This is a genomic window from Telmatospirillum siberiense, assembly GCF_002845745.1.
Classification (GTDB): domain Bacteria; phylum Pseudomonadota; class Alphaproteobacteria; order Rhodospirillales; family Magnetospirillaceae; genus Telmatospirillum; species Telmatospirillum siberiense.
This window is the reverse complement of sequence record NZ_PIUM01000026.1, coordinates 74029-98777: the sequence shown is the minus strand read 5'-3', so window position 1 is coordinate 98777 and position 24749 is coordinate 74029. Positions and strand designations below refer to the sequence as shown.

Below are 24749 nucleotides of genomic sequence, written 5' to 3'. Positions count from 1 at the left end.
GGCCGCCGTCACCGACGACCCCGCAACACTCGTTACCAGGCGGGCGCTACCCCTTACCTGGGCCGGACTTCCACCGGCCGGATCGCGCCAGCTTTCCTGACGCACCGCTCATCGCGCCAACGCGGCCAAAATCACTTTTGGAAGAACAGCTCGCGCGCGTTCTCCGGATTGCCCTGTCATGGCCCGCCGCGATGAGCCGATCTGGCCGCCGGCATCAATCAGTGAGCGGGGGTACCCCTTGTGGATGAACTCAGGTTAGGTTTAACGCGGCTCATTCGGAAGGATGGTGGGGGCATGACGCGCGGCACGCAGACGACGATCGAACAATGGGCGACGCTTCAGGCGGTCGTCGAATGTGGCGGATACGCCCAGGCCGCCGAACGCCTGGCGCGCAGCCAGTCGGCGGTGAGTTACACCGTGGCGCGCCTGCAGGAGCGCCTTGGCTGCGCCCTGCTGGAGGTGGAGGGCCGCAAGGCGCATCTGACGGAAGTCGGCGCGGCGCTTCTGGCCGAGGCTATTCCCCTCATCGATGATCTGGCCCGGTTGGAATCGCGCGGACGCATCCTTTCGCATGGAGAGGAGGCCTGCGTCCGCCTGTCGATCGAGGCGGTGTTTCCGAAGACGTGGCTGTTCGATGCCCTCGTCGCTTTTCAAAAGACGCATGGCCATGTTTTGGTGGAACTCAGGGAAAACGTTCGCGGCAGCATCATGTCGCAGGCCGCCGAAGGTTTCGACCTCGCCATTACCTCCTGGGAGCCGCATGAACGGACCGGTCGGCGGATCACCGACATCGAAATGGTCGCGGTGGCGCATCGGGACCATCCGTTGCATCAGCGCTCCGGTCCGTTGTCATTGGCGACGCTGTCACGGCACCTTTGCGTGTTCATCCAGGGAGAGAGCGTGGCTGCGGCCCTCACGTGGGAGGGGCCGCACTGGCGGGTGAATACCGTCGAGGCGGCGATCGAAGCCGTCGGGCGGGCTTTGTGTTTCGGCTGGTTGCCACGGCATCAGATCGCCAGTCAGATCGCCGAAGGGACATTGGTCCCGTTGCCGCTTGAACTTGGCGCCTCGCGCCTGATCCCTCTTGTTCTCGTCTACGCCGACCCCGATCGGATCGGCTCGGCGACACGGGCGTTGGGGGAGTTGTTGTTGTCCGGGGCGCCGAAGACGCGGTAACGCCCTCGCCGGAGAAGGGCGAGGGCGCCTCTTTTACCGGGGACGGTCAATTCCGCCGGGCGGCATAGCCCGCCGGTAGGGCCGATGGTGCGCGGTCGATCACCGTCTGATCATCGAGGCCGCGGTCTTCGATGAAGGTGATCGACGCGAATTCGTCGATGACGAGTTTGGGATAGGTCGGGCCTTCGTCACGGAGCCGCTGCATCCGGTCGAGGTGCTCGTTCTGGAAGCAGACCGTTTTCTCCGGCGCCTGTGCAACCCATTGCGGGAAGAAGATGACCCCATGGAGATGGCGCTCGGTGAAATTGATGGCGAGGCTCACGGCCGTTCCGGTCGGTTCGTCCCAGGAGATCTTGCAGACGTCGTCGGCGATGCGAACCATGTGAACCTGCTGGTCGCGGACCCAACGGCCGCCGACCATGCCGGAATGGATGCGATAGTCCATCGTCTTGGCGTTCTTGATGTAGATCTCGTACTGCCAGCCATTGTCATACGTATAGATCAGATGCTTCCCGAGAAAATTTTCGAGGGAATTACCATTTTTTGGGGAATGCGCTGTCATTTTTCGATCTCCTTCAGGGATGAAAGTTGAAATCTGAAGAGAGTCATAGCGGTGAATAATTCGAACAAAAAGCGCATTGATTAGAGGTTTTCAATCAGGTTTTTCGATCATTCATGGCCGATGTCCGGCCATGAATGATCGCTATTGGATGTTCAGGGTCTGGGATAAAACGCCTCTTCTGTTTTTCCCACACCCCTGGCCCCGGCCCGCGGATGGTTAACGGATCGGAATGACGATGTTGAGGCCGGGCGCGGAATAGACGACCGGCGGCGGCGGGGCGTAGTAGACCGGCGGCGGCGGAGCGACGACCACGGGCGGCGCCCCGTAATAATAGCCCGGAGGCGGCGGCCGGTGGTGCCAATAGCCGGGGGGCGGACCGCGATGGTGGCGTTCCCATCCATAGGGCGGCGGATAGGGACCGCGTTCCTGGGCCTGGGCCGTTCCTGCGATACTGAGTGCGGCTGCGGCTACTCCGACGGCGACCACCCATCGCCGGAAGGGCCGCAGGCTCGATTGCAACTGTTCCATAAGCCTTATCTCCGTTCACGTCCTGCTCTCGTCGCCCTTCATCGTTGCGTTCGCAAGGGCAAGAGGGCCATGCGAGCGGTAAAGGCGACGATCGGCGAGCGAATCTCGTCGGCTTTTCCAATGATTGCCAAACTAGACGGTGATCATGGCAATTTGAGGACTGCATTGCGTCGGAGCGATGACACCGTGCCGCGATTTCGTAAAGGTGCCGACAAATAAAGCCCGGCCGGAGTATTAACTCCGGCCGGGGGCGTAAAAAGAAGATCAGCGGATTGGAATGATGATGTTGATGCCCGGCGGAGACATCACCACTGGCGGCGCGTAATAAGCCCGCGGCGGTGGTGCCACGATCACCGGCGGCGGCTGATAGTGCCTGGGTGGCGGCGGCCGGTGATGGGGGCGGGGTTCATGACGGGGGCCTTCCTGACGGTGATCGAAGCGAGGTTCCTGCGCACTCGCCACGCCGCCCGCGCCCAGCGCGGCCGTGGCGAGAGCGACGGCCAGCAGCCATCGCGTCAGCGGATTTCGCGAACAATGGATCATGATCGCCTTCAGTCCTTGTGCTTCTTCGGCATCGGTCCACGCTTGTGATGCTCGAACACCGTGTCGGCGACTTTCTTCTGCTCGGGGCTCATCGACTCATAGAGCGGTTGAAAGGCCGTTACCAGGCGGGCGGCGCCGTCGGCATGGGCCTGGGCGATCTTCTGGTAATTCTGCAGATCCTCGATGGCCGAGGTTTCCTTTTCCTTCGAACGGGCATCCCGGATCATGTCGCCCATGCCGGTCGCATTGTCCCGCATCGTCTGGGCGACGGCGCTCCACAGCTGCTCCTGGTCGGATTTGATTTGCAGCGTCTTGTGCAACTCGTCGATGCGTTTTTCGACCCGCTGGGCCCATTCCTTGTGATGTCCCGATGCCTGTTTGGCCGGCGCCGCGGCGGCGGCGCCGTCGGTTTGCGCCATCACCGGGCCGGCTGCCATCAAGACACCCAACATGGCCGCTCCGGCCAGGCCCGATATATGAGGGGATAGTCTCATCTTTCTGATTCCTTTCCGTCTCCGAAACGTGATTTCCGGATCGGTGCCAGATTGGAGAGAGATCATGGCAATTCTAGGACCATTTCGCGCCCCGACGCCTTCCCCCGGAATTTTTCGTCAGGGGGATGTTCAGGGAAACGAACCGCCGGCGTATAGTCGGGGCGAATGGGCGGTTTTCCGTCCATGTCAAAGCGATGACCGCAACCACCGTTTGGGAAGCCAATGACCGTCACGATGTATGGCATCAGGAATTGCGACACCATCAAGAAGGCCCGGGCCTGGTTGGACAGCCACGGAATCGCCTACGATTTTCATGATTACAAGCAGGCCGGCGTCGATGAGGGAATGCTGCGCGCCTGGTGTGACGAATTCGGCTGGGAAGCCGTTCTCAATCGGGCCGGCACGACGTTTCGCAAGCTTTCCGACGCGGACAGGACCGATCTCGACGCCGACAAGGCCCGGGCATTGATGCTGGCGCAGCCGTCGATGATCAGGCGGCCCGTTCTCGATCTCGGCCGGCGCCGGCTGATCGGCTTCAAGCCGGAGCTTTATCGGGCCGCGCTGGCGCCCGGAGATTGATCCTCCGAGAGGCCGTTGATAAATAAGGGGGCAGGCCATAAGCCGGAACAGACGCCTTAAGGCCCGAGGGGAGCCAGCCCAGAACCATGACGCCGCCATCATTCTTTCGTTCGCTTCAGCGCCTTTGGGCCCTCGAAAAGTTCTCCTATAGTCTCCGCGTGTTCATCGCCTTGTCCGGCGCGATGGGGGCCTGTTGGCTTCTGGACCGCATCTCTCTGATCATTCCGTTTTTCCTGGGCATCATCGCCGCGGCCCTGGCGGAAACCGACGACAGTTGGCGCGGGCGGCTCAAGGCGACCCTGCTGACATTGGTGTTGTTCGCCGTTTCCTCCTTCATCGTCGAGCTTCTGACCCCCTATCCGGCGCTCTTCACCTGCGGAATCGTGCTGTCCACCTTCACCTTTTCGATGTTCGGCGCCTTGGGCGAGCGTTACGCAACCATTGCCCAGGCCGCCTTGATCCTCGCCGTTTACACCATGCTGGGGCTCGAGCAGGCCGCCGCGCCGCAGGATTTGTGGCACGAACCCATGCTGTTGACGATCGGGGCCGCGTGGTATGGCCTTCTGTCCGTGCTGTGGCATGCCTTGTTCGCCAATCAGCCCGTTCAGCAGGGACTGGCGGGGCTCTTCGAGCAATTGGGCGGATATATGGAGGCCAAATCCACCCTTTTCGAGCCTTCACGCCAGCTCGACGTCGGAGCCGAGCGGGTGGCGCTGGCGCGCCAGAACGGCAAGGTGGTGATCGCCCTCAACCAGGTCAAGGAACTCATCCGCAGCCGGTTGCGCGACGGCCATGCGGCGCCCGGGCTCGATCGTTCCCTGGCGCTTTTTTTCCTGGCCCAGGATATCCACGAGCGGGCCAGTTCCTCCCATTACCCCTATGACGAATTCGCCGCGGCGTTCTTCCACAGCGACGTGATGTTCCGGTGCCAAAGGCTTTTGCGTCGGCAAGGGGAGGCCTGCCGGGCGTTGGGACGAGCCATCCGCTTCGGCGAGCCTTTCAGCGATGGTGACAGCCGGCAGGCCTTGGCCGATCTCCAGGATTCCTTCAGTTATCTGGGGGCCCGGGATGAGCCGGCGCAACGCGCCCTGCTTCGTTCTCTGGGGGATCTGGTGGGTAATCTGACCGCCCTTGAGCAGGCCTTGGCCGGCGCCAAGGATCCTGGTTCTCTCGCCGTCGGGCGCGACAACAGCCTGTTCGACGGGTCCCCGCATTCGGTGCGGGATGCATGGGAGCGGATCCGCCGGCAGATCACGCCGTCGTCCCCGGTATTCCGCCATGCATTGCGGCTGACCTTGGCGCTTGCCGCCGGTTACGGGGTGAAATACCTGATCCATCCCACCCTGGGCTATTGGATCCTGCTCACCACCCTGTTCGTCTGCCTGCCGAATTACGCATCCACCCGGCAACGCCTGTGGGAGCGGATTTTCGGTACCGTGCTGGGCCTGGTCGCCGGCTGGGCGTCGATCACCTTGTTTCCCGAACCGGAAATCCAGCGGCTGATCGCGGTGGCCGCGGGGGTGGCGTTTTTCCTCTACCGGTCGAACCGCTATATCCTGGCGACCGGCGCCATCACTTTGATGGTGGTGTGCTGTTTCAACCAGGTGGTCGACGGCTATGCGATCATCTGGCCCCGGTTGACCGACACGCTGCTGGGCAGCCTGATTTCCGGGCTGGCGGTGTTTTTCATCCTGCCCGACTGGCAGGGGCGGCGGCTGCACAAGGAAGTGGCGGCGACCTTGCGGGCCAATGCCGGCTACTTGCGCGAAATCATCCGGCAATATTCGTCCGGAAAGAGCGACGATCTGGCTTACCGGCTGGCCCGGCGCAATGCCCATGCCGCTGATGCCGCGCTTTCCGGGACATTGTCGAACATGCTCCAGGAGCCGGGGCGTTTCAGCAAGGACGCCGAGTCCTGCCTGCGCAATCTGGTGATGTCGCATACGCTGCTCGGATATCTTTCGGCCCTGGGCGCGCACCGGGACAACCAGTCGATCCATTTGGAGGACGAACGGGTGGTGGGGCGGGCCGCCGAACATATCGCGCGGATCCTGGACGATATCGCCGGAGATTTGGATGCCCGGCGTCCCGTGGCTCCCGTGGCCGACGGGGATCCCCGTGTTGTCGAGGACCTGGAATCGATGGGGGCGGCGGAACCCAATGACGATCGGAGCCGTTTGCTTCGCACGCAACTCTCGCTGATTGGCCGCCAATTGGCGCCGATTCGCGCGCTGGCGGCTCAATTCCAGCAAAACGTTTCCGAGCAGCGTTGACCAGGAGGCTTTCTCGCCTCCCGTCATTGAGGATGGGCGGCCCGCCAGTTTCGCACGGCGGCCAGGGTGATCTCCACGTGGCGATCCGGCTGGAGGTCCGTATAAGCGGCGAGGATGGCGCCGTCGGGTGCGATCACGTAGGACGTGCGGTCGGCCAGTTCGGGTTTCTTGGCCAGTACCGCGTCATAAGCCTTCATGATCTTCTGGTCCGTATCGGCGGCGACGGAGAATTTGCTTTGGCATTCGCTGACCGAGAAACGATTCAGCGTTTCGATCGTATCGTGGGATACGCCGACGATGGTGGCGCCAAGGGCCTTGAACTCATCGCTGGCTTCGGCGAAGTCGTGGGCTTCGATCGTGCAGCCTTTGGTGAAGGCGGCCGGGTAGAAATAAAGCACCACCGGTCCTTCGTGCAGCGCCGCGGCCAGGGAAAAGGAAAATTCCTTGCCGCCCAGCGTGGCGGGCGCCGTGAAGTCTGGGGCCTTGGCGCCGACGCTGAGGGCTGCCCAGGCCGACGACGTCGTCAGCAGCGCGGCGGCCAGCACGGGGATGAGGAAAGGTTTCATCTGATCCTCCCGGAATGTCGGCGCCGGCCATGGTGGAGGACCTGCGCCTGGAACTCGCCATATGGGGCGTCCCGCCCGATGCTCAAGGGAGGAAGGTCCCGCTCAAATGCGGGAGTGGAGGAAAGCCGCTGGTTAGGTTAGCTTTGACGAATGTTAATGCCGAAGTCGAATAAAGAGGAAAGCATGCGTTCATGTCGAGATGTGTTGGTGGTTCTGTCCGGCCTCGTGCTTCTCGCCGGCTGCGCCTCTACGCCGAGGGGGCCGACCATCCAGGTGATGCCGGCTCCCAATAAGCCCTTCCCGGTTTTCCAGGAGGATGTGGCCATTTGTAAGGACTATGCCAGCCAGCAGATCGCTGGGCAGTCGGACAGCGTCAATGAGCGCGCTCTGGGAGGCGCCTTGCTGGGAACGGCGCTGGGCGCGGGGCTTGGCGCCGCCGTCGATGGCGGTCGCGGTGCCGGGGTCGGGGCCGCGGCGGGAGCGCTTCTCGGCACCGGTATCGGAGCCAGTTCGTCCGATCACAGCCAGGGCGGCATTCAGCGCCAGTACGACACGGCTTTTGCGCAATGCATGTATTCCAAGGGCAATCAGGTGCCGGGCTTCCGCCCGATCTCGGCGCCTCCGCCTCCGTCCGTGACGGCCCCGCCGCCGGTTGTCGCCACCCCGCCCGTCGGGACGCCGCCGCCGCCTAACGCCGTGCCGGCTCCCGCCAATTTGCCGCCTCCGTCCAATCCTTAGGTCCAACCCAGACGCTTGGTGCCTCGGTGGTTCAAAATACCGAGGTTGCCTTGCAAATCATTGGGAAACCGAATGCCTCCGTATGCATGGGAGGCAGGCCGTCTTTGCAAATCATGCTCCCCGCGATCGGTATAGGATTGATGATTGCCGCTATGCGGCAATCATCAATGGAGCATGCAAGTGAGCTTCCTGTCTGTAGTCCTCTCCACGCTCGATAAGGTGACGGCCGACCGGGCGCGGAACATCATCGAAGAGATGGAGACCGGAAAGGCGGCCAATGAGTTCGACTATTTCCTGCGCTTGAAGGAAGTCGAAGACCTGCGCCATCCTCCCGCCGACAATTTTTCCTAATCGTCGGAATTTCCGTCGACCAGGCGTCGGCATCCCCAGGCCCGCAGGACTTCGTTCATCTCGTCCAGGCAGAAATGACGGGCCGAGGCGACGTCATAGCCATCCCGCAGGAGCGTATCGTAGTCGCTGTAATTGTGGCGGATGAAGGCGACCAGGGACAGCCATGCCGCCTTGGATGGCAGGGCCTTGCGCAGCCCGGACGAATCCTCGGCGTGGTCGAGAATGAGTTGACGCTCACCCTCGGGCGTCAGAGGCGCCAGGGCGGCGAGTTCCGCGGCGAGGAGCGTGCGTCGCCTCATAAAAGACCGACGACGGCACCGCTCAGGCAGGTGGCGATGGTGCCCGAGAGGATCGACTTGCTCGCCAGGAAAATGACCTCCTCCTTGCGCTCGGGGATCATTACGCCCAGTCCCCCGATCATGATGCCGAGGCTGCCGAAATTGGCGAAGCCGCAGAGGGCGTAGGTGAGCATCAGGCGCGAACGCGGGGCGAGGGCATCGCCGGACAAGGCCGCCAGATCGAGATAGGCGACGAATTCCGTCAGAACCGTTTTGGTTCCCATCAGGGTTCCGGCGATCAGGGCATCGTGCCAGGGCATGCCGATCCCCCACATCAGGGGAGCGAACAGGCACCCCAATCCGCGCTGGACCGTCACCGGGGCGCCCGCGATATCGGGCAGGAGCGACAGGGCCATGTTGACCAGGGTCATCAGGGCCACCAGCACCAGCAGCATGGCGATGATATTGACCAACAGGCCGATACCGTCGGTGGTTCCCTTGACGATCGCGTCGACGGCGTTGGCCGGCGGATTCTCGAGGTGAAACTGACCGGCGGCATCGCCGGGCACGAAGGGAACCATCAGCGCCGATACGGCGAGCGCCGCCGGGGTGCTGATCAACGAGGCGATCAGGATATTGCCGAGCGCGTTGGGAATCACCGGACCCAGGATCGAGGCATAGAGCACCATCATGGTGCCCGCGATGCCGGCCATGCCGCAGCTCATGATGGCGAAAAGCTCGCCGCGCGACATCCGGGCAAGATAGGGGCGGATCAGCAGGGGAGCTTCGATCATGCCGACGAAGATATGGACGGCGGCACCCAGGCCCAGCGCTCCGCCCACCCCCATGCTGCGGTGCAGAAGCCAGGCGAAGCCCATGACGACGCGCTGGAGAATGCCCCAGTGGAACAGAAGCGCCGACAGGGCCGAGATGGTCAAGACCAGGGGCAGGGCGCGGAAGGCCAGGATGAAGTCGGCGCCGGGACGGATTTGAGCGAAGGGGGCCGCCCCCCCTCCCAGATAGCCGAATACGAAACCGCTGCCGGCATCGGTGGCGGTCTGCAAAGCCTCGACACCGCGGTTGAGCAGAAAAAAAATCTCCGTCGCGCCGGGAACCTTGAGCAGCAGCAGGGCGAGAAACCATTGCAGGAGAATTCCCCCCGCAACGGTCCTCCACGGAATGGCGCGACGGTCCTCGCTGAACGCCCAGGCCAGGATGAAAAGACCGGCGATCCCCAAAAAGCCTTGTCCCGCCATGATCCCCTCATCATCGTGACGTTCGCGATAGGCATAGCATCGCCCGCCCCATCCGGCAACGGCCCGCCCCTTTCTTTTGGCGCGGCAGTGCCCATCCTTTTAAGGGCGAAGGATGGCGCCATCCGAAAGACCCGGTTTGTGGATGGGCCCCGCGAGGAGACGTTGCCGCCATGTTGATCCGTCATGCCCCCGATATCCGCTCCTCCGACATCACGCCTCGTCCGGTCTATCTCAGCCGCCGCCAATGGATGATCGGTCTCGGCGCCTTTGCCCTGGCCTCCTCGGCGGGCGGGGCGGGGAGGGCGGCTCCATCGCCTTTCGGCAAGATCGCCAAAAGCGCTTATACCCTTGACGAAAAGACGACCTCGCGGGAGGACGCGACTCATTACAACAATTTCTACGAATACGGTCTCAACAAGGAGGATCCGGCGAGAAACGCTCCGGGCTTGTTGAAGCCCCGGCCATGGACGGTCTCGGTCGAGGGCGAGTGCGCCAAACCGGGTGTCGTCGATCTCGATGATTTCATTCGCACCGCCGCGCTTGAGGAGCGGATCTACCGGCTGCGATGCGTCGAGGCATGGTCGATGGTGATCCCCTGGGTCGGCGTGCCGCTGGGGACCGCCCTGCAACGCTTCGAGCCGACGTCGAAAGCGAAGTATGTGGCCTTTCAAACACTGAACGATCCCAAGCAGATGCCGACGGAAAGCAGCGGATTTCGTTGGCCCTATCGGGAGGGGTTGCGCATGGACGAGGCGATGAATCCTCTCGCCTTTCTGGCCGTCGGTCTTTACGGAGACGTCTTGCCGGCCCAGAACGGGGCGCCGATCCGTTTGGTGGTGCCTTGGAAATATGGTTTCAAGAGCATCAAATCGATCGTCGCCATTCGTTTCGTCGAACAGCAGCCGACCACGTTGTGGAACAGTTTTGCGCCCGAGGAATATGGCTTCTACGCCAACGTCAATCCAAACGTCGACCATCCACGATGGAGCCAGGACAAGGAACGCCGGATCGGCGAATTTCTGCGCCGGCCCACTTTGATGTTCAACGGCTATGGCGAACAGGTGGCGGGCCTTTACGCCGGCATGGACTTGAAACGGTATTATTGATGGCGGCCGATGGGGGCGGAGTGGACCTCGGGGGCCGGCGGTCGTCTCGCCCTGCTTTCCGATGGCGCTCAGGCGTGCGCGCCGGCATACATGTGCTTTGTCTGATCCCTCTTGCGGTCTTGATGGCGGCTGGGATTGCGGGTGATCTGGGAGCCAATCCCATCGAAGCCGTGATCAGGAGTCTGGGCGACTGGGCATTGCGTCTCCTGGTCGTCGCCCTGGCGGTGACCCCGGCGCGGCGGCTGACGGGGTGGGCCGGTCTCGCATCCTATCGGCGGATGATCGGACTTTGGGCTTTCGCCTATGCCGCTTTGCATTTCGCGGCCTATGTCGTGCTCGATCAATTTTTCGACTGGGCGGCGATTGGGCGCGAGATCGTCAAACATAAGTTCATCACGGCCGGCATGCTGGCGTTCGCTTTGCTGCTGCCTCTGGCGGCCACCTCGACCTCCGCGATGATCCGGCGTCTGGGGGGACGCCGCTGGCAGCGGTTGCACCGCCTGGTCTATGTCGCCGGTCCCTTGGCGGCTATTCACTATATTTGGATGGTCAAGGCTGATGCACTTCAACCCATGGTATATTTTGTCCTGATTTTGGGGCTGCTCTGCTACCGGGGCGTGGTCAAGTCTCGCGCTGGTGGTTGGATGCGGAAATAACATAGATCACTGGCTGTGATGCACTTCTTATAAATTTTAACATTTCCAGAATATTGATCTCACCGATTCGCGTAAATGGATGGTCTCTCTTAATCCTTTTAGATTTATCTTGTTAACCTCACTCCAAGTGACGGGTCAGGGGGATGGTGCTATACTGATTTTCACACGGGAAAAATAGAGGCAGGCGACACAAAAATACGAAACCTGGTCGGGATGGAGGCTTCGATGAGACCGCTGGAAACCCACGTCGAAATGAGTTCTCACCTCTGGATGTTCAATCGGGTCAAAGAGTTGTTGACTCGTGAGGGGTTGCTTTCCGGGCACGCGTCCGAGGACGAGGTTCGAATAGCCATTGGCCGATGGCTGGAGATGGTCGAGGAGGCCAGCAAGGAAAGCTTGATTTCCCATTGATCCCGGCGGCGCTCTTCCGAGAATGAGGAGACGTCCCTGAACTAAGCAAATGAGGGTGTCGCCGTGCCAACCGGCCCTTTTAGGGCCGGTTGGCTGTTTCTTGATCTCCGGTTTGCATCTTGGCGAAAGGCCGGGACGGCGGTAGGCTTTGGCCATGCTGAGAATTCTGTCCCTCGTTCTGTTGATTTCATTCCTTCCGGGTTTCGCGCAGGCGCAGCGCGCGCCACGTGGCTGTTTCTCCGCCGCCGAGGAAAAGGCCGAGCAGATCGTGCGTCTGGGATTGCGGTTGCGGGAAGGGGCGCGTGGTTGCGACGGCCAGCCTTGGAACATGCATACGCAGTCCCTATGGGACGATATTGATCAGCGCTTCGGTGCTCGTTTCGCCGCCCAGACCAACGCCCGTAAAACGGCGTTCCAGCGCGAATTCAGCGATGATGCCGACAACCGGTTGGAAGCGTGGAACGGCCGCATTGTCTTCTATTTTCGCAATTATCCCCTTTCCGAGGTTTATTGCTCGGGTATCAAGGACATGCTCGAACAAGTCCAGAAGAAGGGATGGGCGATCGTCATGCGCAACGCCACCAAGGGCGCCGATGAAGTGAGGATGGATTACCGTCTGTGCGGAAAATAGGGCGGAGCGTCAAATCCGTCCGCGAGCGACCAATATATGCCACCCCCGGGGGGCCAAAGCCCGGGAGTGGCGAAATACGGCATTCAGGGCGACTGAAAACCGTTTCAGGCGGAGCGGCCGCCGTTATGGGCCGACCATGCGATGGGGTCGTGGAGGAACTTGCGGACCTCTTCGATGGCCGGTTTGTCGAAGAAGCCGTCCTCTTCCGCGACATCCAGGATATCCCACCAGTTGGCCAGATAGATCATTTCGACGCCGACTTCCTCAAGGGCTTTCATGGCGCCTGGAAACACACCATAAAAGAACACCACGAAAGCGTGGCTGACCTCTGCCCCGGCCTGACGCAGGGCTTGGCAGAAATTCACCTTGCTGGTGCCGTCCGAAGCCAGATCTCCGACGAGCAGAACGCGCTCGCCCTTGCGCAGACGTCCTTCGATCTGTTCGTGACGACCGAATGTCTTGGCCTGCTTGCGCACATAAAGCATCGGCAGGGACAGCTTGTTGGAAATCCAGGCGGCATAGGGGATGCCGGCGGTTTCGCCGCCCGCGACGGCTTCGATCGATTCGAAGCCGACTTCGCGGGTGATCGCCTCGGCCGACAGGCGGGTGATCTTGCGCCGCGCGCGGGGGAAGGAAATGACGCGGAGAAGATCGATATAGACCGGGCTTTTCCACCCAGAGGTCAGAATATAAGGGTCTTCGGGGCGAAAATTGACGGCGCCGATTTCCAGCAGAATGCGGGCGGTGGTCAGACCTGCCTGCCTTTGCTCTGGCGTACGGGAAACGGATTGCATGGGGTTCAACTCCAACTGGCCCGGGCGAACGGGATCGATGGCTGGCGTAGATTTCCCACGCCGGTGCCATCAGCTATAGAAATCTCTGGCGCGGATATAGGGCCAAAAGGGGCATGGGTGCAACAGGAAGGGCGGAGCGGGGTATGAACAATTTGATCGAGCTTCACCGTAGCGGATTTGTCGCAACGATATCGTTCAACCGAGAGGATCGGTTGAACGCCCTGAATCTGGCGGCCTGGCGGGAGCTGGCCACCGCATTCGAGACGGTGAGCGCCGACATGGATCTTCGTTGCGTCGTTTTGCGGGGCATGGGGTGCAAGGCCTTCGCCGCCGGGGCGGATATTTCGGAATTCGCCACCCTTCGTTCGGACCCGGTGCGGGCCGAAAACTACGATGCGACTTTGCGGCGTGGACTGGCCGCCGTTGCCGATTGTCCACATCCCGTCGTCGCGCAGATCTATGGACCATGCGTGGGAGCCGGCTTGGAACTGGCGGCGCAATGCGATTTGCGGCTGGCCGCCCGGTCCGCGCGTTTCGGCGTGCCCGTGGGAAAGATTTCGGTGGTGATGACATTGCCTGAATTGGCGGGCCTGCAACGGCTGGTCGGGCCGGCGCGGATGTCGGAAATCCTGTTGGAGGGGCGGGTTTTTCCGGCCGACGAGGCCCTGTCGATGGGGCTGGTGCATCGGGTGGTCGAAGACGAGGCGCTGGAGGGGGAGGTGCAGGCGACGCTTCGGCGCATCACCGCCAACGCACCCCTCGTCAACCGGCGTCATAAGGCCTTCATCCGCCGTGTCGGGGAAGGTGGGGCCTTTTCCGCCGCCGATCTCGCGGCGGCCCACGACTGTCTTCAGACGCGCGACTTCGCCGAAGGCATGGCCGCTTTTTCGGAGAAACGTCCACCCCGCTTTATCGGCGCCTGACAGGGATGAGGCCGGTCAGGCCTCGTCCCACTCGGGATCCTCGGCACTGAGAATTTCATAGAGTTCGTTCACGATGGCCGGGCGAAGGGGCTGGTCCTCGCCCAAGGTCCGCCGTTCCCCGGCGAGCCATCGCTTGGCTTCCACCAGTTCGGGGCCGGTGGCTCCCGTCTCGATGATTTCGACCACACGGATATCGTCGTAATGGCCGAGAATGGCGATAACGTCTTGGTGGGCCAGTGTCATTGAAGTGCCCCCCGTCTATTGCCCAGCGGTGATTTCAGCCTGATCTTCGTGAAAATACCCGTCAAGCCTTCATAAGCGTGACGGGCGGGGAGGCCGGTCGCCTTTCACGAACGACGCTTGGACTGGCGGGCGTCATTCAATCCGAACGGGCTGGACTCCAAGCCCGGCGGGTCGATCCCGCCGGGCGTTCCGTGATATTTTCAAGGTCCGGTCGAGGCCGGACGGGCGTCAGCCTGGTCCGCGGCGCCTGGATCTCAATGCCTCCTCTTCGGCCTCGGCGGCGCAACTGGCGCAAAGTTTCGCATAGGGTGTCGCTTTCAACCGTTCAGGTTCGATCGCTTCATTGCAGGACTTGCAAATCCCCGTCGACAAAGGGCCCAAGTCGCGGTGCCGAGCGCTTTCAACGGCGGCTTCGGTGAACAGAGCCGCGACATCGGCGGCGAGGTCGATTTCGTCCATGTCATCCTTCCTGACGAAAAGCCATTGCCTCAGTGATGGAATAATAGCGCTTTGGTTCGCGTTGTTCACCTGTCGCAAGGCTATCATTCGAAAATGCGGAAGCCATACCGGCGGAGGCAGTCATCCCGACCGGCGAAACGAGGCCGCAGGCCTCGCATCCGGGGATAAGGACAGTTCCGGCAAATCCACACGGATCTCCTATATCGTTTGATCAAAGCCCTCTCGCAAGGGGGGCATGCGTCGTCCCGGCATTGACAGCGCAACCGTCAAGGACGTAAGCGAGGTCTTTCGGTAGCGGAAGCATGGGAATGGCGAAGGACAGGGTTTGGGTGTTGGCTGATGACCGAGCGGGGAATGTCGCCCAAGCCCTTGGCGTGGCCGAAGCTCTCGCGGAGCCTTTCGTCGTGCGGACGATCGCCTATGATCGCCGTGGGGGATGGCATAATCTTTTCAAGGGTGCCGGTCTTATGGGGGTCGCTCCCGCCAGCCGGGAGGCGTTGGCTCCGCCGTGGCCGGATCTCGTCCTCGGTGCGGGGCGGCGCACCGCTCCCATCGGGCGATGGATCAAGCACCGCTCGAGCTGCCGCCTGGTGCAGCTCATGGATCCCGGATGGCCGGGGCGCTCGGAATGCGATCTCATCGTCGTTCCCCGCCATGACGACGCCCTGGACCGGCCGAATATCTTTCGAATCCTGGGGTCGTGCCATCGCGTGGTTCCCGCCGTGCTGGCTGCCGAAAAAGCGAAATGGAGAGAGCGTCTCGCTTGCCTGCCTGGACCCTATCTCACCGTGGTGGTCGGCGGCGCGACCAAGGGAAAGCCTTTCGGGGCCGACCGCGGACGCCAGTTGGCCGCCGGTGTCAGGGCCTTGCATGAAGGAATGGGCGGCTCGATTCTGGTGACCACCAGCCGGCGGACTCCTCCTGAGGTCGTCGACGTCCTGCTTGCCGATTTGCCCGAGCCCCGCTACTTCTTTCGCTGGCGGGAGGGGGAGGAAAATCCCTATCTCGGTTTTCTGGCTTTGGCCGACCGCGTCGTGGTGACCGGCGATTCCATGACCATGTGTTCCGAAGCTTGCGCCAATGGGGGGCCGGTCTACATATTTTCCCCGCCCGGTTTGGTAAGCGGCAAGCATGCCAGGCTGCACGCATCGCTTTTTGCCGAAGGTTATGCGCGTCCGCTGGGGGGGGATCCGACGCCATGGACCCATCCGCCGCTCAACGCCTCGGACGACGTGGCCCGGGAGATTCGGGCGAGGGGCTTGCTTTGAAGGCGAATTTGCGGAAAGGATGCCTTCAAATTTTTATTGCACCGCCAAAATATGCACCTCGGATTATAGGTTAGGGTATTCAAGGATGAATTTCTTTTCTCCGGCACAATGCGTGGGCTATGCCGCATTCGTTGTTGGGATTTTGGCGTTTCTGCAAAAAAGCGACCGGCGTCTCAAATTTCTGAACGCCTCGGAATGCCTGGTCTATGCCGTGCATTTCGTGCTGTTGGGCAATCTTCCGGCGTCGGCCAGTTCGCTCGTTTCCGGGCTGCGTTCGCTTCTGGCGTTGCGGACGCGTTCGCCCAAGGTCGCCTTGCTGATGCTGGCCATCGGCATCGCCCTGGGGGCGCATCTGGCCACCGATATCTTCGGCTGGTTTCCGATCATCGCGTCCTGCATCGCCACCGTCGCCGTGTTTTTTCTGCATGGCGTGTCGATGCGTCTTTTCCTGTTGAGCAGCACCCTCCTGTGGCTGGTCAACAACGTCATCAGCGGATCGATCGGCGGCACTTTGCTCGAGGCCACCATCGCGGTGGTGAATGTCTCGACCATCCTGCGCATGAAAAAAGAAGCCCGCGCGGCGCGGGCGCCCGCCGAAGCCGGAGGCTCAGGCGTCATCTGAGTTATCAGGCCATCGTGACGGCCAGTTCTCCCAATTTCTCGACGCTGCAGACAACTTTGTCGCCGGCTTTCAGCCAAGCCTGGCGGTCCGCCGGCAATCCTTGGATCACGCCTTGCGGCGTGCCGGTGAAGATGATGTCGCCGGCTTCCAGCGTCCAATGCCGCGAGATGTAGGAAATCACCTGCTGACAATTGAAAATGAAGTCGTTGGTGTTCGAAGACTGCCGCAGTTCCCCGTTCAGTCTGGTTTCCAGCCTAAGATTGTTGGGGTTCTCGATCTGGTCGGCCGAGACGAAGTAAGGCCCGATCGGCGCGAAGCCGTCCAGGGTCTTGCCGAGCAGCCATTGGCTGCCGCGTTCCAACTGAAGATCGCGGGCGGAAAGATCGTTTCCCGTGCAATAGCCGGCGACATGGTCGAGGGCGTCGGCCTCGGAGACGTTGCGGGCGGCGCGTCCGATCACAACGACCAACTCCACCTCATAATCGATCTTGTAGGACAGATCCCGGGGCGGCAATTCCACGGCGGCGTTATGCGGAGCCAGGGCGTTGTTGAACTTGCTGAAGAGGATCGGCGTTTTCGGAATGGCCATGCCGACCTCCTCGGCGTGGCGGCGATAATTGAGGCCGACGCAGAGGATCTTGCCGGGATTGCGGAACAGCCGGCCATAGTGGAGCCCTGCCTCCGGCCGCAGCGCGGCTTTGGCCCTGTCGGAGGCGTCGAAGGCGGCGATCAGCCGGCCAAGGTCGGGGCCGCGCCCATCCTGGAGCAGACGATCGAGGGTCAAAGGCGCATCGACGCCGGTCAGCGCCGCTGCCTGGCGGACGTCGATGATCCCCGTCGCGGTCTTGATGCCCAGGGTCTCGCTGCCGTCTTCGTTGCGGATGGAAAGCAGCGTCAATCCGGCCGGCACGGACCTTGTCGCAGAGTTTTGTTTGGACACTATCGTTCTCCCGTGAAGGTGGTTCCGATGTCCCGCAGGGCGTTCTTGTGCAGAGTGGCGGAGGCGTCGCTGAAACAGCAGAAGATGATCGCGCAAAGGGTGGGGGCGTCGGCCAGAACGTCCTGGACGCTACGCACGGCGACGAGAGCCGCGCGTTCGGGAGGAAAGCCGTAGACGCCCGTCGAGATGGCGGGAAAAGCGATGCTGGTCAGCGCGTGGGCGAGGGCGATCTTCATGGAATTCCGGTAGCAATCGGCCAGCAGCGCATCCTCGCCGGCTGTGCCCCCTCGCCATATGGGACCTACCGTATGGATGACATGGCGGGCGGGAAGGCGAAAGCCCCCGGTGATTTTCGCCTCTCCAGTCCGGCAGCCGCCGAGCCCGCGGCACTCATCGAGAAGGCCGGGGCCGGCCGCGCGGTGGATGGCGCCGTCGACACCGCCGCCACCCAGAAGGGACGGGTTGGCGGCGTTGACGATGGCGTCGACGGAAAGGGTGGTGATGTCGCCCTGGACGACGCTCACCCGTTCCATTCAGACCGCTTTCGAATGGCGGGCTTCACCGGCTTTCAGGTAACGGTCGAAGGCCGCGCAGGCCGCGCGTACCAGCGGGCGGCCCTCGTCGGTGATGGTGAGCCGCCGGCCCTGGCGCACCAGCAGGCCATCGGCCTCCAGCCCCGTTAACTGGGCGAGATCGTCGTCGAACTGCGCGGGATCGGCGTTAAAGCGCGCGCAAACCGCCTCGACGTCGAGCGCCAGGTCGCACATCAGCCGTTCGATCAGCGCCCGCCGCAGAAGGTCGTCGGAACTGACCCCGACCCCGCGCGCCGTAGCCAGCCGACCGGCCCGGATCGTATCCTTGTAGGCGTGGATTCCCCCCTCGTTGGCGACGTAGCCTTGGGGCAGGGAGCCGATGCCCGACGCGCCGAAGCCGATCAGATAGGGGGCTGCGTCGGTCGTATAACCCTGGAAATTACGATGCAGGCGCCTTTCCTTGAGGGCGATCGCCATCTCGTCGTCTTCGCGGGCGAAGTGGTCCAGTCCGATCTGCACATAACCACGTTGAACCAGATGATGGGTGGCCATGTCATATTGGCGCCAGCGTTCGGCGATATCCGGCAGCGCCGCTTCGGGAATCAGCCGCTGATGTTTCTTCATCCACGGAACATGGGCATAGCCGAACAAGGCGATTCGCCGCGGCTGGAAATCGACGGCCAGATCGATGGTCTCGTGCAGACTGTCCACGGTCTGGTGCGGCAGGCCATAGACCAGGTCCATGTTGATTTGCGAGACGCCGTATTGACGCAGCCAGGAGATTACCCGGGCGGTGACGTCATAGGGCTGGATGCGATTGATGGCCTCTTGGACTTGGGGATTGAAATCCTGCACGCCGATGCTGGCGCGGGTGACCCCGCAACCGGCCATCGCCCTGACATAGGCCTCGTCGGCGGTGCGGGGGTCGAGTTCGACGGCGATTTCCGCGTCCTCGGCCAGCAGGAATTTGTTCCGCAGCCGTTCGACGGTGGCGACGAAATCCTCCGGCGTCAGAATGGTCGGGCTGCCGCCACCGAAATGCATGTGCCGGGCTGTCATCCGTCCAGGAAGCCGCGCCGCCACCATATCGATCTCGCGCCAGACGCAGTCCATATAGTCGGCGACCGGAGCGTATTGCCGCGTGATCTTGGTATGACAGCCGCAGAACCAGCACATCTCGGCGCAATAGGCGACATGCACATAGAGCGACAGCGGCGCGTCCGGGGGCAATTCGGACAGCCATTGTCCATAGCGGTCGGCTCCGACCGCGGGCGTGAAATGCGGCGCGGTGGGGTAGGAGGTATAGCGGGGAACCCGCAGATCGTATTTTGCCGCGAGATCGGGGCGCATGGCGTTTCCTGATAAGTGAGGGCCGTAAAGCCCCCGGCGACGCACGATACCGCCAGCGGAGCGGGGACGTTTCGCCGAATTTTCCAGAGCCGGCGCCGAAGCTTAAATCGGCCCGGACTTTGCGCAGCCTAGACTTTTTGCGCATGCCGTGCAACCCAGCGAGATGAAGGGTTTTAGCCGGGAATGACGCATCTTGCCGGGATCAAAAAGCGGGAAAACCGATCGACGCCAAGGGGCGCGCACTTTGAAAAGCTAGTGGCGCGTTTCATCTTCAATGAAAGGTGCCACGAAGCCCGAGCGGCGCTTGAGCTTGCCCGAAGCCGAAGGCATCACAAGAAACCTACTCGAACATGTCATTTTAAATGACATGTCCGAGTAGGCCTTCGTCATCCGTTCATGGGGGCATGGTCGATGGCGGGCGGAAATTCACCGGGAGGAAGAGGCCGGCTGAAAAGATATCCTTGCGCCGCGTCGCAATGATGCCGGCGCAGATAGACGTATTGCTCGCTCGTTTCCACGGCCTTGGCGACCACCGAGATCGACATGGAATGCGCCGCCACGATGGCAGCATTGATCAGTTTCGCCTCGTCATTGTCGGTGGGCAGCCCGCGGATGTAGTCGGGCGAGATCTTCAGGATGTCGATCTGCACCTGCCGTAATGTGTGGAAATCCGTTCGTCCCGCCCCGAAGTCGTCGATGGCGATCCTGCAGGTCATTTCATGCAACTGGCCGAGCGCGTGACGCGTGGCGGAGGTGGCGTCCATGGCCAGGGCGACGGGAAGTTCGATATCGATGGCGTGGGCCGGTACATTGTTGGTCGCCAGGCAATCATGAAGTTGAAGGGCGAAGTTTCCAGCGTGCAATTCGCTTTTCCCGACATTGAGGCAAAGTCGCAGGCTGGGGTGACCGTCGCTGCGCCACAGGGCGAGCTGACGCAGCGCCGATTCCAGGACCCATTTGCCGATCACCGGCATCAAGCCGCTGTCGACGGCCAAGGGCAGGAACTGGCCGGGGGTCATCAGCCCGATTTCCGGATGGCGCCAGCGCAGCAACGCCTCGACGGCCTGAATGGCGCCGCTTTCGAGGGCGATGATCGGCTGATAGTGGATTTCCAGCCCTCCCTCGTCGACCGTCCGATAGAGCGCCTTGCGCAAGGCATCGCGTTCGAAGACCTTCTCCGAGAGGTCGGTGGCGGCGAAACGAAAGGAATCGCGCCCCTGTTTTTTCGCGCAATACATGGCTTCGTCGGCTTGGCGCAGCAGCGTTTCGGCATCTTCGCCGTCACTCGGGTAGAGCCCGATGCCGATGCTGGTGCTGACCCGCGTTTGCTGGCCACTCAACAGGAACGGTTCGTTGAAGCGGCCGAGAACCTTCTGGGCGACGGTGGCGGCGTCGCGGAAGTCACTGATGTCTTCGATGATTAGCACGAATTCGTCGCCACCCAGGCGGGCAACGGTATCCTGACGGCGGACGGTTCCGGTCAGCCGGGTGGCGACATCGCGCAACAGCGTGTCGCCGGTCACGTGGCCAAGGGTGTCGTTGATTTGCTTGAATTGATCGAGGTCAAGGAATAGCAGGGCAAAAACCAGGCGGTTGCGCTCCGCCCGGATCAGGGCGCGGGCAAGACGCTCCTCGAGCAGGACCCGATTGGGCAAACCGGTCAGGGCGTCGTGACTGGCCTGATGATTGAGCCGTTTCTCCATCGTCTTGCGGACGGTGACGTCTTCGACCATGCCGACGGCGAACTGCGGCTGTCCATCGATGCTTCTGATGAGCGAGACATTGGCGTGGCCCCAGGCGAAGGAGCCGGCTTTGGGCGTGAAGCGGATTTCCGCCGACAGATTTTCTCTCTCGCCGTTCAGCAGGGATTCGGCCTGCGGAACGAAGTGGGCCCGATCGTCGGGGTGGATATAGGCGTAGAGCGTGCCGTCCCGGTTCTGACAGGGGTCTTCGGTCAGCATGCCACGCAGGGCCGGATTGGCCGAGAACAGGCGACCCTGGCGGTCGATCAGGCCGATGCCCAGGCTGGCATTTTCGAAAATGGCACGAAATTGCCCTTCGCTACTCCTCAGGGACGCGTCGGCCCTGGCCCGTTCGATGGCATAGCGGATCGCCCGCCGAATCAGTTCGGCGTTGTCCCTGCTTTTGATCAGATAGTCCCCGGCTCCCTGCTGGAGCGCTTTGATGGCCAGATGTTCGTCGTCATTGCCGGTCAGGACGACGATCGGTACCTGCGGCGCCCGGGCTCGCAATCTGGCCAGGGTTTCCAGCCCGCGCGAATCGGGCAGGGTGAGGTCGAGAAGCGCGGCATGGAACTCCTGTTCCACCACCGCGGCCAGAGCCTTCTGCAGCGATGTCACCCAGGTGAAATGAAATTGTCCCGGGGCGATCTCATCGATGAGCAGTTCGACCAGACGGGCGTCGGCCGCGATGTCTTCGACGAGTAGAACTTCGATGAGGGGCTTTGCCCGGCTGCCCATGGCCTTGAATCCCCCTTTTTTGGTCAGCGCGGCGGTAGCAGAACAACCCGTCCCCAAAATTCGGCGATCGACTTGATGACGGCGATGAAGCTGTCGAGGTCGACCGGTTTGGCGACGAAACAATTGGCGTGAAGGTCGTAGCTGCGGATAACGTCGGGATCGGCTTGCGAGGTGGTCAGGACCACCACCGGAATACGCCTCAATTCCGGATCACCCTTGATTTCGGCGAGAACCTCGCGCCCATCCTTGCACGGAAGGTTCAAGTCGAGCAGCAGAAGGTCTGGCCTGCCGGCTTCCGGGCGGCGCAGATAACGGATTGCCTCATCACCGTCGGCGACGATATGCAGGCGGCCCGGTACGCCCCCCTCCTTCCACGCCTCGGTGGCAAGGCGGGCATCGCCCGGATTGTCCTCGACGAGCAGGATATCCAACTCTTCGCCGTATTGTCGCAAGGGCCCCATCCTCCCCGCATCCATCATTCCCCGTCTTACTTAGGGCTTGTCGCGAAATAAACCCTAAGTTTCCATATGACGCCTCTCGCTCCGCTTAAGGCGGGCGAGAGGCGCCTAGGGATCAAGGATTCCACTTTTATGCCCACTGCCGCGTCATACAAACGTCGAGAGGAGGTTGAAACTCTAAGAAACTAATCTCCAAAAAGTATATAGCGACATATGCCGGCGGAGTCTATGCGATGCCTTTGGTTTCGGCGGGCGAGGCGCGCCGCCCGGGCCGGCGTGCAGGTTTCATGCGAGATGCCGGCGGGAAAGTTCCGTCAAAGCCGCGGAACACCGGTCAGGGTATAGAGATCGGTGGGCTCGCCGGTCAATTCGACCAGCAGGCGCCCGCAGACGGCAAGGACGAGCAGGGCCAGCAGGATGCGAAGATGTTCGGCCCGCATCCGGGCCCCGAAGCGGGCGCCCAGTTGCGCCCCCACGACGCCGCCGATCAGCAGTGTCAGCATCAAGATGACGTCCACCGTCTGGGTGTGGATGGCCTGGAGGAAGGTGACGTTGGCGGTCACGAAGATGATCTGGAACAGGGAGGTGCCGATGACTACGGACGTCGGCATCTCAAGCAGATAGATCATCAGGGGGACCATGATGAAGCCACCGCCCACCCCCATGATCGCCGCCAGGATGCCCCCGATGGCGCCCACGCCCAGCGGCAGCAGGGCGCTGATGTATAGGCCGGAGCGGGCGAAGCGCATCTTGAACGGGAGATTGGCCCAGACATGGCGATGGCGCTTGTGGGCCCGATGGATGGTTTGGGACAGCAGGACGGCGCGAATGCTTTCGATGAGCATGCTGCAGCCGACGAAACCCAGGAACAGGACGTAGCAAAGATTGATGACCAGTTCGACTTGGCCCAAAACCCGCAGCCGGGCGAACAGCCAGACGCCGATGGCGGCGCCGATCAGGCCGCCGGCGACGAGAACCAGCCCCATCTTGATGTCGACGTTCTTGCGCCGCCAATGCGCGATGACCCCCGAAACCGAGGCGCCGACCACCTGGTTGGCACCCGTCGCTACGGCGACCGGCGAGGGAACGCCAAGAAAAATCAGCAGGGGGGTGAGCAGAAAGCCTCCGCCCACGCCGAACAATCCCGACAAAAATCCAACTCCCCCGCCCAGCAGCAGAAGGAGAAGGATATTCAGGGAAAGACCGGCGATGGGCAGATAAATGCTCACCTCGGCACGTCAATCCCGGCCGTCGACCACCGGGGCTCCGGCGGCGACCCAGGCCAACATGCCGCCCGCCAGACGATTGATCTCGCCCTTGTAGCCGCTTTCAAGCAGATGGGCGGCAGCCACGCCGCAACGGTTGGCCGACCGGCAATGGAGCAACAGCCGCTTGCCCGCCGGGACGCTCGGCAGGCGGGCGGGGTCGAATTCCGAAAGCGGCAGAAGATGGGCGCCGGCGATATGTTCCGCCTCATATTCGTGGCGTTCCCGGACATCGACGATCACCGCCTCATCGGCTTTGATCCAGTCCAGTACCGTATCGACATCGACCATCTTCACTTGTTCACTCATCACGCATCTTTCCAACAGAGAGGTTGCAACGGCGGACGCCGGATGAGGCGACGGGGATGTCGGCCCTCCATCCGGGTCCAATTCTCCAGGGGGGGGGGGACCCGTCGCGGAGAATCAGCGATGGATCGGTCTATGATGGACGTGGAGATGGCGATCCGCAAGAGGGGCGGGACGGATCCGGGGCAAGACCGGTAGGTCGTTCACTGGAGGGGCGGGGCGATTCTCTTATGGATGCGCCTGCGATGCTGCAGGCCTTTTTTCGCATGACCGTTTTTGTTGTGGTGCGAGCGTTTCATCTGATGCCCATGCTTTTTTTTATGATGGGCGAGATGATGGGCGGGCGGGGTGGCATGCCGGCTGTGAGCGGCGGTGGGCGCGGCGTTGCCCGCGGCTCGCGCGGCGGGACAGGCCATCAACGGCAAAAGCATGGCGAAGACGGCCGCGGCAAAAGCGGAACGACGTGGCATGAAGCGACATTCCCCTGATTGTCAATGGAACAGAATGCCTGCTTGTCCTGCCGGCGTAAAGCGTGGGCAATCCGTGGTGTTTGCCCGGGTGTGCGGATCGATCATAAAATATGCGCAAGGGAGCTTTTTAACCGACTGACGACGGCCCCGGTATGTGCTTCAGTTCAGACTGAGGCTTTTTTCCGAGCCACATGAACGGAAGTGACGATGAGCGATACCCTTTTGGACGTACGGGGGCTGTCCTGTCCCTTGCCGGTTCTGCGCGCGAAAAAGACGCTGAAGACGGTGCCGCATGGCGGCGTGCTGACGGTGATGGCGACGGATCCCAGTTCGGTCCGGGATTTCCAGATCTTCTGCGAACAGACGGGCCACCGTCTGGAGGATTGGTCCGAGGACGACGACGGCGTGTTTCGCTATCGCATCCGGAAGGTCGAGACGGGCGGAGCGTTTTGAGCCTTCTCTCCGGACAGGCCCTTAGGCTCTGGGCCGA

The 24749-nt window shown here is 62.0% G+C and carries 31 protein-coding genes; 14 read left to right on the top strand and 17 right to left on the bottom strand.

Annotation, left to right across the window (positions count from 1 at the left end):
• The first annotated feature begins 294 nt into the window (after positions 1 to 294).
• The gene (locus CWS72_RS19795; protein WP_101252368.1) at positions 295 to 1176 is read left to right on the top strand and encodes a LysR family transcriptional regulator; all 882 of its coding nucleotides are present in this window, start codon (positions 295 to 297) and stop codon (positions 1174 to 1176) included.
• Positions 1177 to 1222: 46 nt separating this feature from the next.
• Here CWS72_RS19795 and CWS72_RS19790 read toward each other — a convergent pair whose 3' ends face one another.
• The 4 genes from CWS72_RS19790 to CWS72_RS19775 form a co-directional block, all read right to left on the bottom strand.
• Positions 1223 to 1738, bottom strand: a complete 516-nt coding sequence (locus CWS72_RS19790; protein ID WP_101252367.1) for a phenolic acid decarboxylase — start codon at positions 1736 to 1738, stop codon at positions 1223 to 1225.
• Between the two features lie 216 nt (positions 1739 to 1954).
• Positions 1955 to 2266 (bottom strand): hypothetical protein, encoded by a 312-nt coding sequence (locus CWS72_RS19785; RefSeq protein ID WP_101252366.1) that lies wholly within the window; start codon positions 2264 to 2266, stop codon positions 1955 to 1957.
• Positions 2267 to 2530: 264 nt separating this feature from the next.
• The gene (locus tag CWS72_RS19780; protein WP_101252365.1) at positions 2531 to 2809 is read right to left on the bottom strand and encodes a hypothetical protein; all 279 of its coding nucleotides are present in this window, start codon (positions 2807 to 2809) and stop codon (positions 2531 to 2533) included.
• A gap of 8 nt (positions 2810 to 2817) precedes the next feature.
• On the bottom strand, positions 2818 to 3303 hold the full coding sequence (locus CWS72_RS19775) for a Spy/CpxP family protein refolding chaperone (RefSeq protein ID WP_158240733.1): 486 nt from the start codon (positions 3301 to 3303) through the stop codon (positions 2818 to 2820).
• A gap of 222 nt (positions 3304 to 3525) precedes the next feature.
• On the opposite strand from CWS72_RS19775, the gene CWS72_RS19770 reads away from it, so the two are divergent.
• Both CWS72_RS19770 and yccS read left to right on the top strand, forming a co-directional pair.
• A complete protein-coding gene (locus CWS72_RS19770) occupies positions 3526 to 3882 on the top strand; it encodes an ArsC family reductase (RefSeq protein ID WP_101252363.1) in 357 nt (118 codons plus the stop codon).
• Between the two features lie 86 nt (positions 3883 to 3968).
• Positions 3969 to 6155, top strand: coding sequence for a YccS family putative transporter (gene yccS, locus CWS72_RS19765; RefSeq protein WP_101252362.1), 2187 nt, complete (start codon positions 3969 to 3971; stop codon positions 6153 to 6155).
• A 23-nt stretch (positions 6156 to 6178) separates the two neighbouring features.
• Here the strand turns inward: yccS and CWS72_RS19760 are convergent, their stop codons facing one another.
• Complete coding sequence (locus CWS72_RS19760; RefSeq protein WP_101252361.1) at positions 6179 to 6721, bottom strand: peroxiredoxin; 543 nt, start codon at positions 6719 to 6721, stop codon at positions 6179 to 6181.
• A gap of 183 nt (positions 6722 to 6904) precedes the next feature.
• On the opposite strand from CWS72_RS19760, the gene CWS72_RS19755 reads away from it, so the two are divergent.
• Positions 6905 to 7459, top strand: a complete 555-nt coding sequence (locus tag CWS72_RS19755; RefSeq protein WP_241911816.1) for a YMGG-like glycine zipper-containing protein — start codon at positions 6905 to 6907, stop codon at positions 7457 to 7459.
• 180 nt (positions 7460 to 7639) lie between these two features.
• On the top strand, positions 7640 to 7810 hold the full coding sequence (locus CWS72_RS27910; RefSeq protein ID WP_158240732.1) for a hypothetical protein: 171 nt from the start codon (positions 7640 to 7642) through the stop codon (positions 7808 to 7810).
• On the opposite strand, the gene CWS72_RS19750 is transcribed toward CWS72_RS27910, so the two are convergent.
• Both CWS72_RS19750 and CWS72_RS19745 read right to left on the bottom strand, forming a co-directional pair.
• Positions 7807 to 8109 carry a DUF2293 domain-containing protein gene (locus tag CWS72_RS19750; RefSeq protein ID WP_101252360.1) on the bottom strand — a complete coding sequence of 101 codons (303 nt, stop codon included), beginning with the start codon at positions 8107 to 8109 and terminating at the stop codon, positions 7807 to 7809. The two genes, CWS72_RS27910 and CWS72_RS19750, sit on opposite strands and share 4 nt — an antisense overlap.
• Positions 8106 to 9344, bottom strand: a complete 1239-nt coding sequence (locus CWS72_RS19745) for a NupC/NupG family nucleoside CNT transporter (RefSeq protein WP_101252359.1) — start codon at positions 9342 to 9344, stop codon at positions 8106 to 8108. The genes CWS72_RS19750 and CWS72_RS19745 overlap by 4 nt, the downstream gene beginning before the upstream one ends.
• A 170-nt stretch (positions 9345 to 9514) precedes the next feature.
• Between CWS72_RS19745 and msrP the strand changes: the two genes are divergently transcribed.
• The 4 genes from msrP to CWS72_RS19725 all read left to right on the top strand — a co-directional run bounded on the left by msrP (position 9515) and on the right by CWS72_RS19725 (position 12148).
• Positions 9515 to 10450 (top strand): protein-methionine-sulfoxide reductase catalytic subunit MsrP, encoded by a 936-nt coding sequence (msrP, locus tag CWS72_RS19740; RefSeq protein ID WP_101252358.1) that lies wholly within the window; start codon positions 9515 to 9517, stop codon positions 10448 to 10450.
• On the top strand, positions 10450 to 11106 hold the full coding sequence (locus tag CWS72_RS19735; protein WP_101252357.1) for a protein-methionine-sulfoxide reductase heme-binding subunit MsrQ: 657 nt from the start codon (positions 10450 to 10452) through the stop codon (positions 11104 to 11106). Before msrP ends, CWS72_RS19735 begins: the two co-directional genes overlap by 1 nt.
• Before the next feature lie 225 nt (positions 11107 to 11331).
• Complete coding sequence (locus CWS72_RS19730) at positions 11332 to 11517, top strand: hypothetical protein (RefSeq protein WP_101252356.1); 186 nt, start codon at positions 11332 to 11334, stop codon at positions 11515 to 11517.
• A gap of 154 nt (positions 11518 to 11671) precedes the next feature.
• Positions 11672 to 12148 carry a hypothetical protein gene (locus tag CWS72_RS19725; RefSeq protein ID WP_101252355.1) on the top strand — a complete coding sequence of 159 codons (477 nt, stop codon included), beginning with the start codon at positions 11672 to 11674 and terminating at the stop codon, positions 12146 to 12148.
• 104 nt (positions 12149 to 12252) lie between these two features.
• Here CWS72_RS19725 and CWS72_RS19720 read toward each other — a convergent pair whose 3' ends face one another.
• Positions 12253 to 12942 (bottom strand): orotate phosphoribosyltransferase, encoded by a 690-nt coding sequence (locus CWS72_RS19720; RefSeq protein WP_101252354.1) that lies wholly within the window; start codon positions 12940 to 12942, stop codon positions 12253 to 12255.
• A 143-nt stretch (positions 12943 to 13085) separates the two neighbouring features.
• Between CWS72_RS19720 and CWS72_RS19715 the strand changes: the two genes are divergently transcribed.
• Complete coding sequence (locus CWS72_RS19715) at positions 13086 to 13865, top strand: enoyl-CoA hydratase/isomerase family protein (RefSeq protein WP_101252353.1); 780 nt, start codon at positions 13086 to 13088, stop codon at positions 13863 to 13865.
• A gap of 15 nt (positions 13866 to 13880) precedes the next feature.
• Here CWS72_RS19715 and CWS72_RS19710 read toward each other — a convergent pair whose 3' ends face one another.
• Together CWS72_RS19710 and CWS72_RS19705 are read right to left on the bottom strand one after the other, a co-directional pair.
• The gene (locus CWS72_RS19710; protein ID WP_101252352.1) at positions 13881 to 14108 is read right to left on the bottom strand and encodes a hypothetical protein; all 228 of its coding nucleotides are present in this window, start codon (positions 14106 to 14108) and stop codon (positions 13881 to 13883) included.
• A gap of 228 nt (positions 14109 to 14336) precedes the next feature.
• Complete coding sequence (locus tag CWS72_RS19705) at positions 14337 to 14567, bottom strand: TraR/DksA C4-type zinc finger protein (protein ID WP_101252351.1); 231 nt, start codon at positions 14565 to 14567, stop codon at positions 14337 to 14339.
• 329 nt (positions 14568 to 14896) lie between these two features.
• On the opposite strand from CWS72_RS19705, the gene CWS72_RS19700 reads away from it, so the two are divergent.
• Together CWS72_RS19700 and CWS72_RS19695 are read left to right on the top strand one after the other, a co-directional pair.
• A complete protein-coding gene (locus tag CWS72_RS19700) occupies positions 14897 to 15835 on the top strand; it encodes a mitochondrial fission ELM1 family protein (protein ID WP_241911817.1) in 939 nt (312 codons plus the stop codon).
• A gap of 85 nt (positions 15836 to 15920) precedes the next feature.
• On the top strand, positions 15921 to 16457 hold the full coding sequence (locus tag CWS72_RS19695; RefSeq protein WP_101252350.1) for a YgjV family protein: 537 nt from the start codon (positions 15921 to 15923) through the stop codon (positions 16455 to 16457).
• A gap of 4 nt (positions 16458 to 16461) precedes the next feature.
• Here the strand turns inward: CWS72_RS19695 and CWS72_RS19690 are convergent, their stop codons facing one another.
• The 7 genes from CWS72_RS19690 to CWS72_RS19660 form a co-directional block, all read right to left on the bottom strand.
• Complete coding sequence (locus CWS72_RS19690) at positions 16462 to 17397, bottom strand: fumarylacetoacetate hydrolase family protein (protein WP_199175810.1); 936 nt, start codon at positions 17395 to 17397, stop codon at positions 16462 to 16464.
• On the bottom strand, positions 17397 to 17930 hold the full coding sequence (locus CWS72_RS19685; protein WP_101252349.1) for an O-acetyl-ADP-ribose deacetylase: 534 nt from the start codon (positions 17928 to 17930) through the stop codon (positions 17397 to 17399). The genes CWS72_RS19690 and CWS72_RS19685 overlap by 1 nt, the downstream gene beginning before the upstream one ends.
• Complete coding sequence (gene hemN, locus CWS72_RS19680; protein ID WP_101252348.1) at positions 17931 to 19280, bottom strand: oxygen-independent coproporphyrinogen III oxidase; 1350 nt, start codon at positions 19278 to 19280, stop codon at positions 17931 to 17933.
• A gap of 386 nt (positions 19281 to 19666) precedes the next feature.
• Positions 19667 to 21760 (bottom strand): putative bifunctional diguanylate cyclase/phosphodiesterase, encoded by a 2094-nt coding sequence (locus tag CWS72_RS19675; RefSeq protein WP_101252347.1) that lies wholly within the window; start codon positions 21758 to 21760, stop codon positions 19667 to 19669.
• A gap of 23 nt (positions 21761 to 21783) precedes the next feature.
• Complete coding sequence (locus tag CWS72_RS19670; protein ID WP_101252374.1) at positions 21784 to 22221, bottom strand: response regulator; 438 nt, start codon at positions 22219 to 22221, stop codon at positions 21784 to 21786.
• A 311-nt stretch (positions 22222 to 22532) separates the two neighbouring features.
• Positions 22533 to 23447 (bottom strand): sulfite exporter TauE/SafE family protein, encoded by a 915-nt coding sequence (locus tag CWS72_RS19665; RefSeq protein WP_101252346.1) that lies wholly within the window; start codon positions 23445 to 23447, stop codon positions 22533 to 22535.
• 9 nt (positions 23448 to 23456) lie between these two features.
• Entirely contained in the window at positions 23457 to 23792 is a 336-nt protein-coding gene (locus CWS72_RS19660; RefSeq protein WP_101252373.1) for a rhodanese-like domain-containing protein, read from the bottom strand.
• A 242-nt stretch (positions 23793 to 24034) separates the two neighbouring features.
• Between CWS72_RS19660 and CWS72_RS19655 the strand changes: the two genes are divergently transcribed.
• Positions 24035 to 24277 (top strand): hypothetical protein, encoded by a 243-nt coding sequence (locus CWS72_RS19655; RefSeq protein ID WP_101252345.1) that lies wholly within the window; start codon positions 24035 to 24037, stop codon positions 24275 to 24277.
• A gap of 189 nt (positions 24278 to 24466) precedes the next feature.
• On the top strand, positions 24467 to 24712 hold the full coding sequence (locus CWS72_RS19650) for a sulfurtransferase TusA family protein (protein WP_101252344.1): 246 nt from the start codon (positions 24467 to 24469) through the stop codon (positions 24710 to 24712).
• Positions 24713 to 24749: the final 37 nt, after the last annotated feature.

What these genes read in the sequence shown, in the direction of transcription:
- CWS72_RS19715 (WP_101252353.1), top strand. Translation starts at nt 13,086, where the DNA reads ATGAACAATTTGATCGAGCTTCACCGTAGCGGATTTGTCGCAACGATA.
- CWS72_RS19760 (WP_101252361.1), bottom strand. Translation starts at nt 6,721, where the DNA reads ATGAAACCTTTCCTCATCCCCGTGCTGGCCGCCGCGCTGCTGACGACG.
- CWS72_RS19755 (WP_241911816.1), top strand. Translation starts at nt 6,905, where the DNA reads ATGCGTTCATGTCGAGATGTGTTGGTGGTTCTGTCCGGCCTCGTGCTT.
- CWS72_RS19725 (WP_101252355.1), top strand. Translation starts at nt 11,672, where the DNA reads ATGCTGAGAATTCTGTCCCTCGTTCTGTTGATTTCATTCCTTCCGGGT.
- CWS72_RS19790 (WP_101252367.1), bottom strand. Translation starts at nt 1,738, where the DNA reads ATGACAGCGCATTCCCCAAAAAATGGTAATTCCCTCGAAAATTTTCTC.
- CWS72_RS19735 (WP_101252357.1), top strand. Translation starts at nt 10,450, where the DNA reads ATGGCGGCCGATGGGGGCGGAGTGGACCTCGGGGGCCGGCGGTCGTCT.
- CWS72_RS19750 (WP_101252360.1), bottom strand. Translation starts at nt 8,109, where the DNA reads ATGAGGCGACGCACGCTCCTCGCCGCGGAACTCGCCGCCCTGGCGCCT.
- CWS72_RS19770 (WP_101252363.1), top strand. Translation starts at nt 3,526, where the DNA reads ATGACCGTCACGATGTATGGCATCAGGAATTGCGACACCATCAAGAAG.
- CWS72_RS19780 (WP_101252365.1), bottom strand. Translation starts at nt 2,809, where the DNA reads ATGATCCATTGTTCGCGAAATCCGCTGACGCGATGGCTGCTGGCCGTC.
- CWS72_RS19660 (WP_101252373.1), bottom strand. Translation starts at nt 23,792, where the DNA reads ATGAGTGAACAAGTGAAGATGGTCGATGTCGATACGGTACTGGACTGG.
- CWS72_RS19710 (WP_101252352.1), bottom strand. Translation starts at nt 14,108, where the DNA reads ATGACACTGGCCCACCAAGACGTTATCGCCATTCTCGGCCATTACGAC.
- yccS (WP_101252362.1), top strand. Translation starts at nt 3,969, where the DNA reads ATGACGCCGCCATCATTCTTTCGTTCGCTTCAGCGCCTTTGGGCCCTC.
- CWS72_RS19695 (WP_101252350.1), top strand. Translation starts at nt 15,921, where the DNA reads ATGAATTTCTTTTCTCCGGCACAATGCGTGGGCTATGCCGCATTCGTT.
- CWS72_RS19705 (WP_101252351.1), bottom strand. Translation starts at nt 14,567, where the DNA reads ATGGACGAAATCGACCTCGCCGCCGATGTCGCGGCTCTGTTCACCGAA.
- CWS72_RS19650 (WP_101252344.1), top strand. Translation starts at nt 24,467, where the DNA reads ATGAGCGATACCCTTTTGGACGTACGGGGGCTGTCCTGTCCCTTGCCG.
- CWS72_RS19670 (WP_101252374.1), bottom strand. Translation starts at nt 22,221, where the DNA reads ATGGGGCCCTTGCGACAATACGGCGAAGAGTTGGATATCCTGCTCGTC.
- hemN (WP_101252348.1), bottom strand. Translation starts at nt 19,280, where the DNA reads ATGCGCCCCGATCTCGCGGCAAAATACGATCTGCGGGTTCCCCGCTAT.
- CWS72_RS19655 (WP_101252345.1), top strand. Translation starts at nt 24,035, where the DNA reads ATGCTGCAGGCCTTTTTTCGCATGACCGTTTTTGTTGTGGTGCGAGCG.
- CWS72_RS19745 (WP_101252359.1), bottom strand. Translation starts at nt 9,344, where the DNA reads ATGGCGGGACAAGGCTTTTTGGGGATCGCCGGTCTTTTCATCCTGGCC.
- CWS72_RS19720 (WP_101252354.1), bottom strand. Translation starts at nt 12,942, where the DNA reads ATGCAATCCGTTTCCCGTACGCCAGAGCAAAGGCAGGCAGGTCTGACC.
- CWS72_RS19730 (WP_101252356.1), top strand. Translation starts at nt 11,332, where the DNA reads ATGAGACCGCTGGAAACCCACGTCGAAATGAGTTCTCACCTCTGGATG.
- CWS72_RS19685 (WP_101252349.1), bottom strand. Translation starts at nt 17,930, where the DNA reads ATGGAACGGGTGAGCGTCGTCCAGGGCGACATCACCACCCTTTCCGTC.
- CWS72_RS19795 (WP_101252368.1), top strand. Translation starts at nt 295, where the DNA reads ATGACGCGCGGCACGCAGACGACGATCGAACAATGGGCGACGCTTCAG.
- CWS72_RS19675 (WP_101252347.1), bottom strand. Translation starts at nt 21,760, where the DNA reads ATGGGCAGCCGGGCAAAGCCCCTCATCGAAGTTCTACTCGTCGAAGAC.
- CWS72_RS19775 (WP_158240733.1), bottom strand. Translation starts at nt 3,303, where the DNA reads ATGAGACTATCCCCTCATATATCGGGCCTGGCCGGAGCGGCCATGTTG.
- CWS72_RS19785 (WP_101252366.1), bottom strand. Translation starts at nt 2,266, where the DNA reads ATGGAACAGTTGCAATCGAGCCTGCGGCCCTTCCGGCGATGGGTGGTC.
- msrP (WP_101252358.1), top strand. Translation starts at nt 9,515, where the DNA reads ATGTTGATCCGTCATGCCCCCGATATCCGCTCCTCCGACATCACGCCT.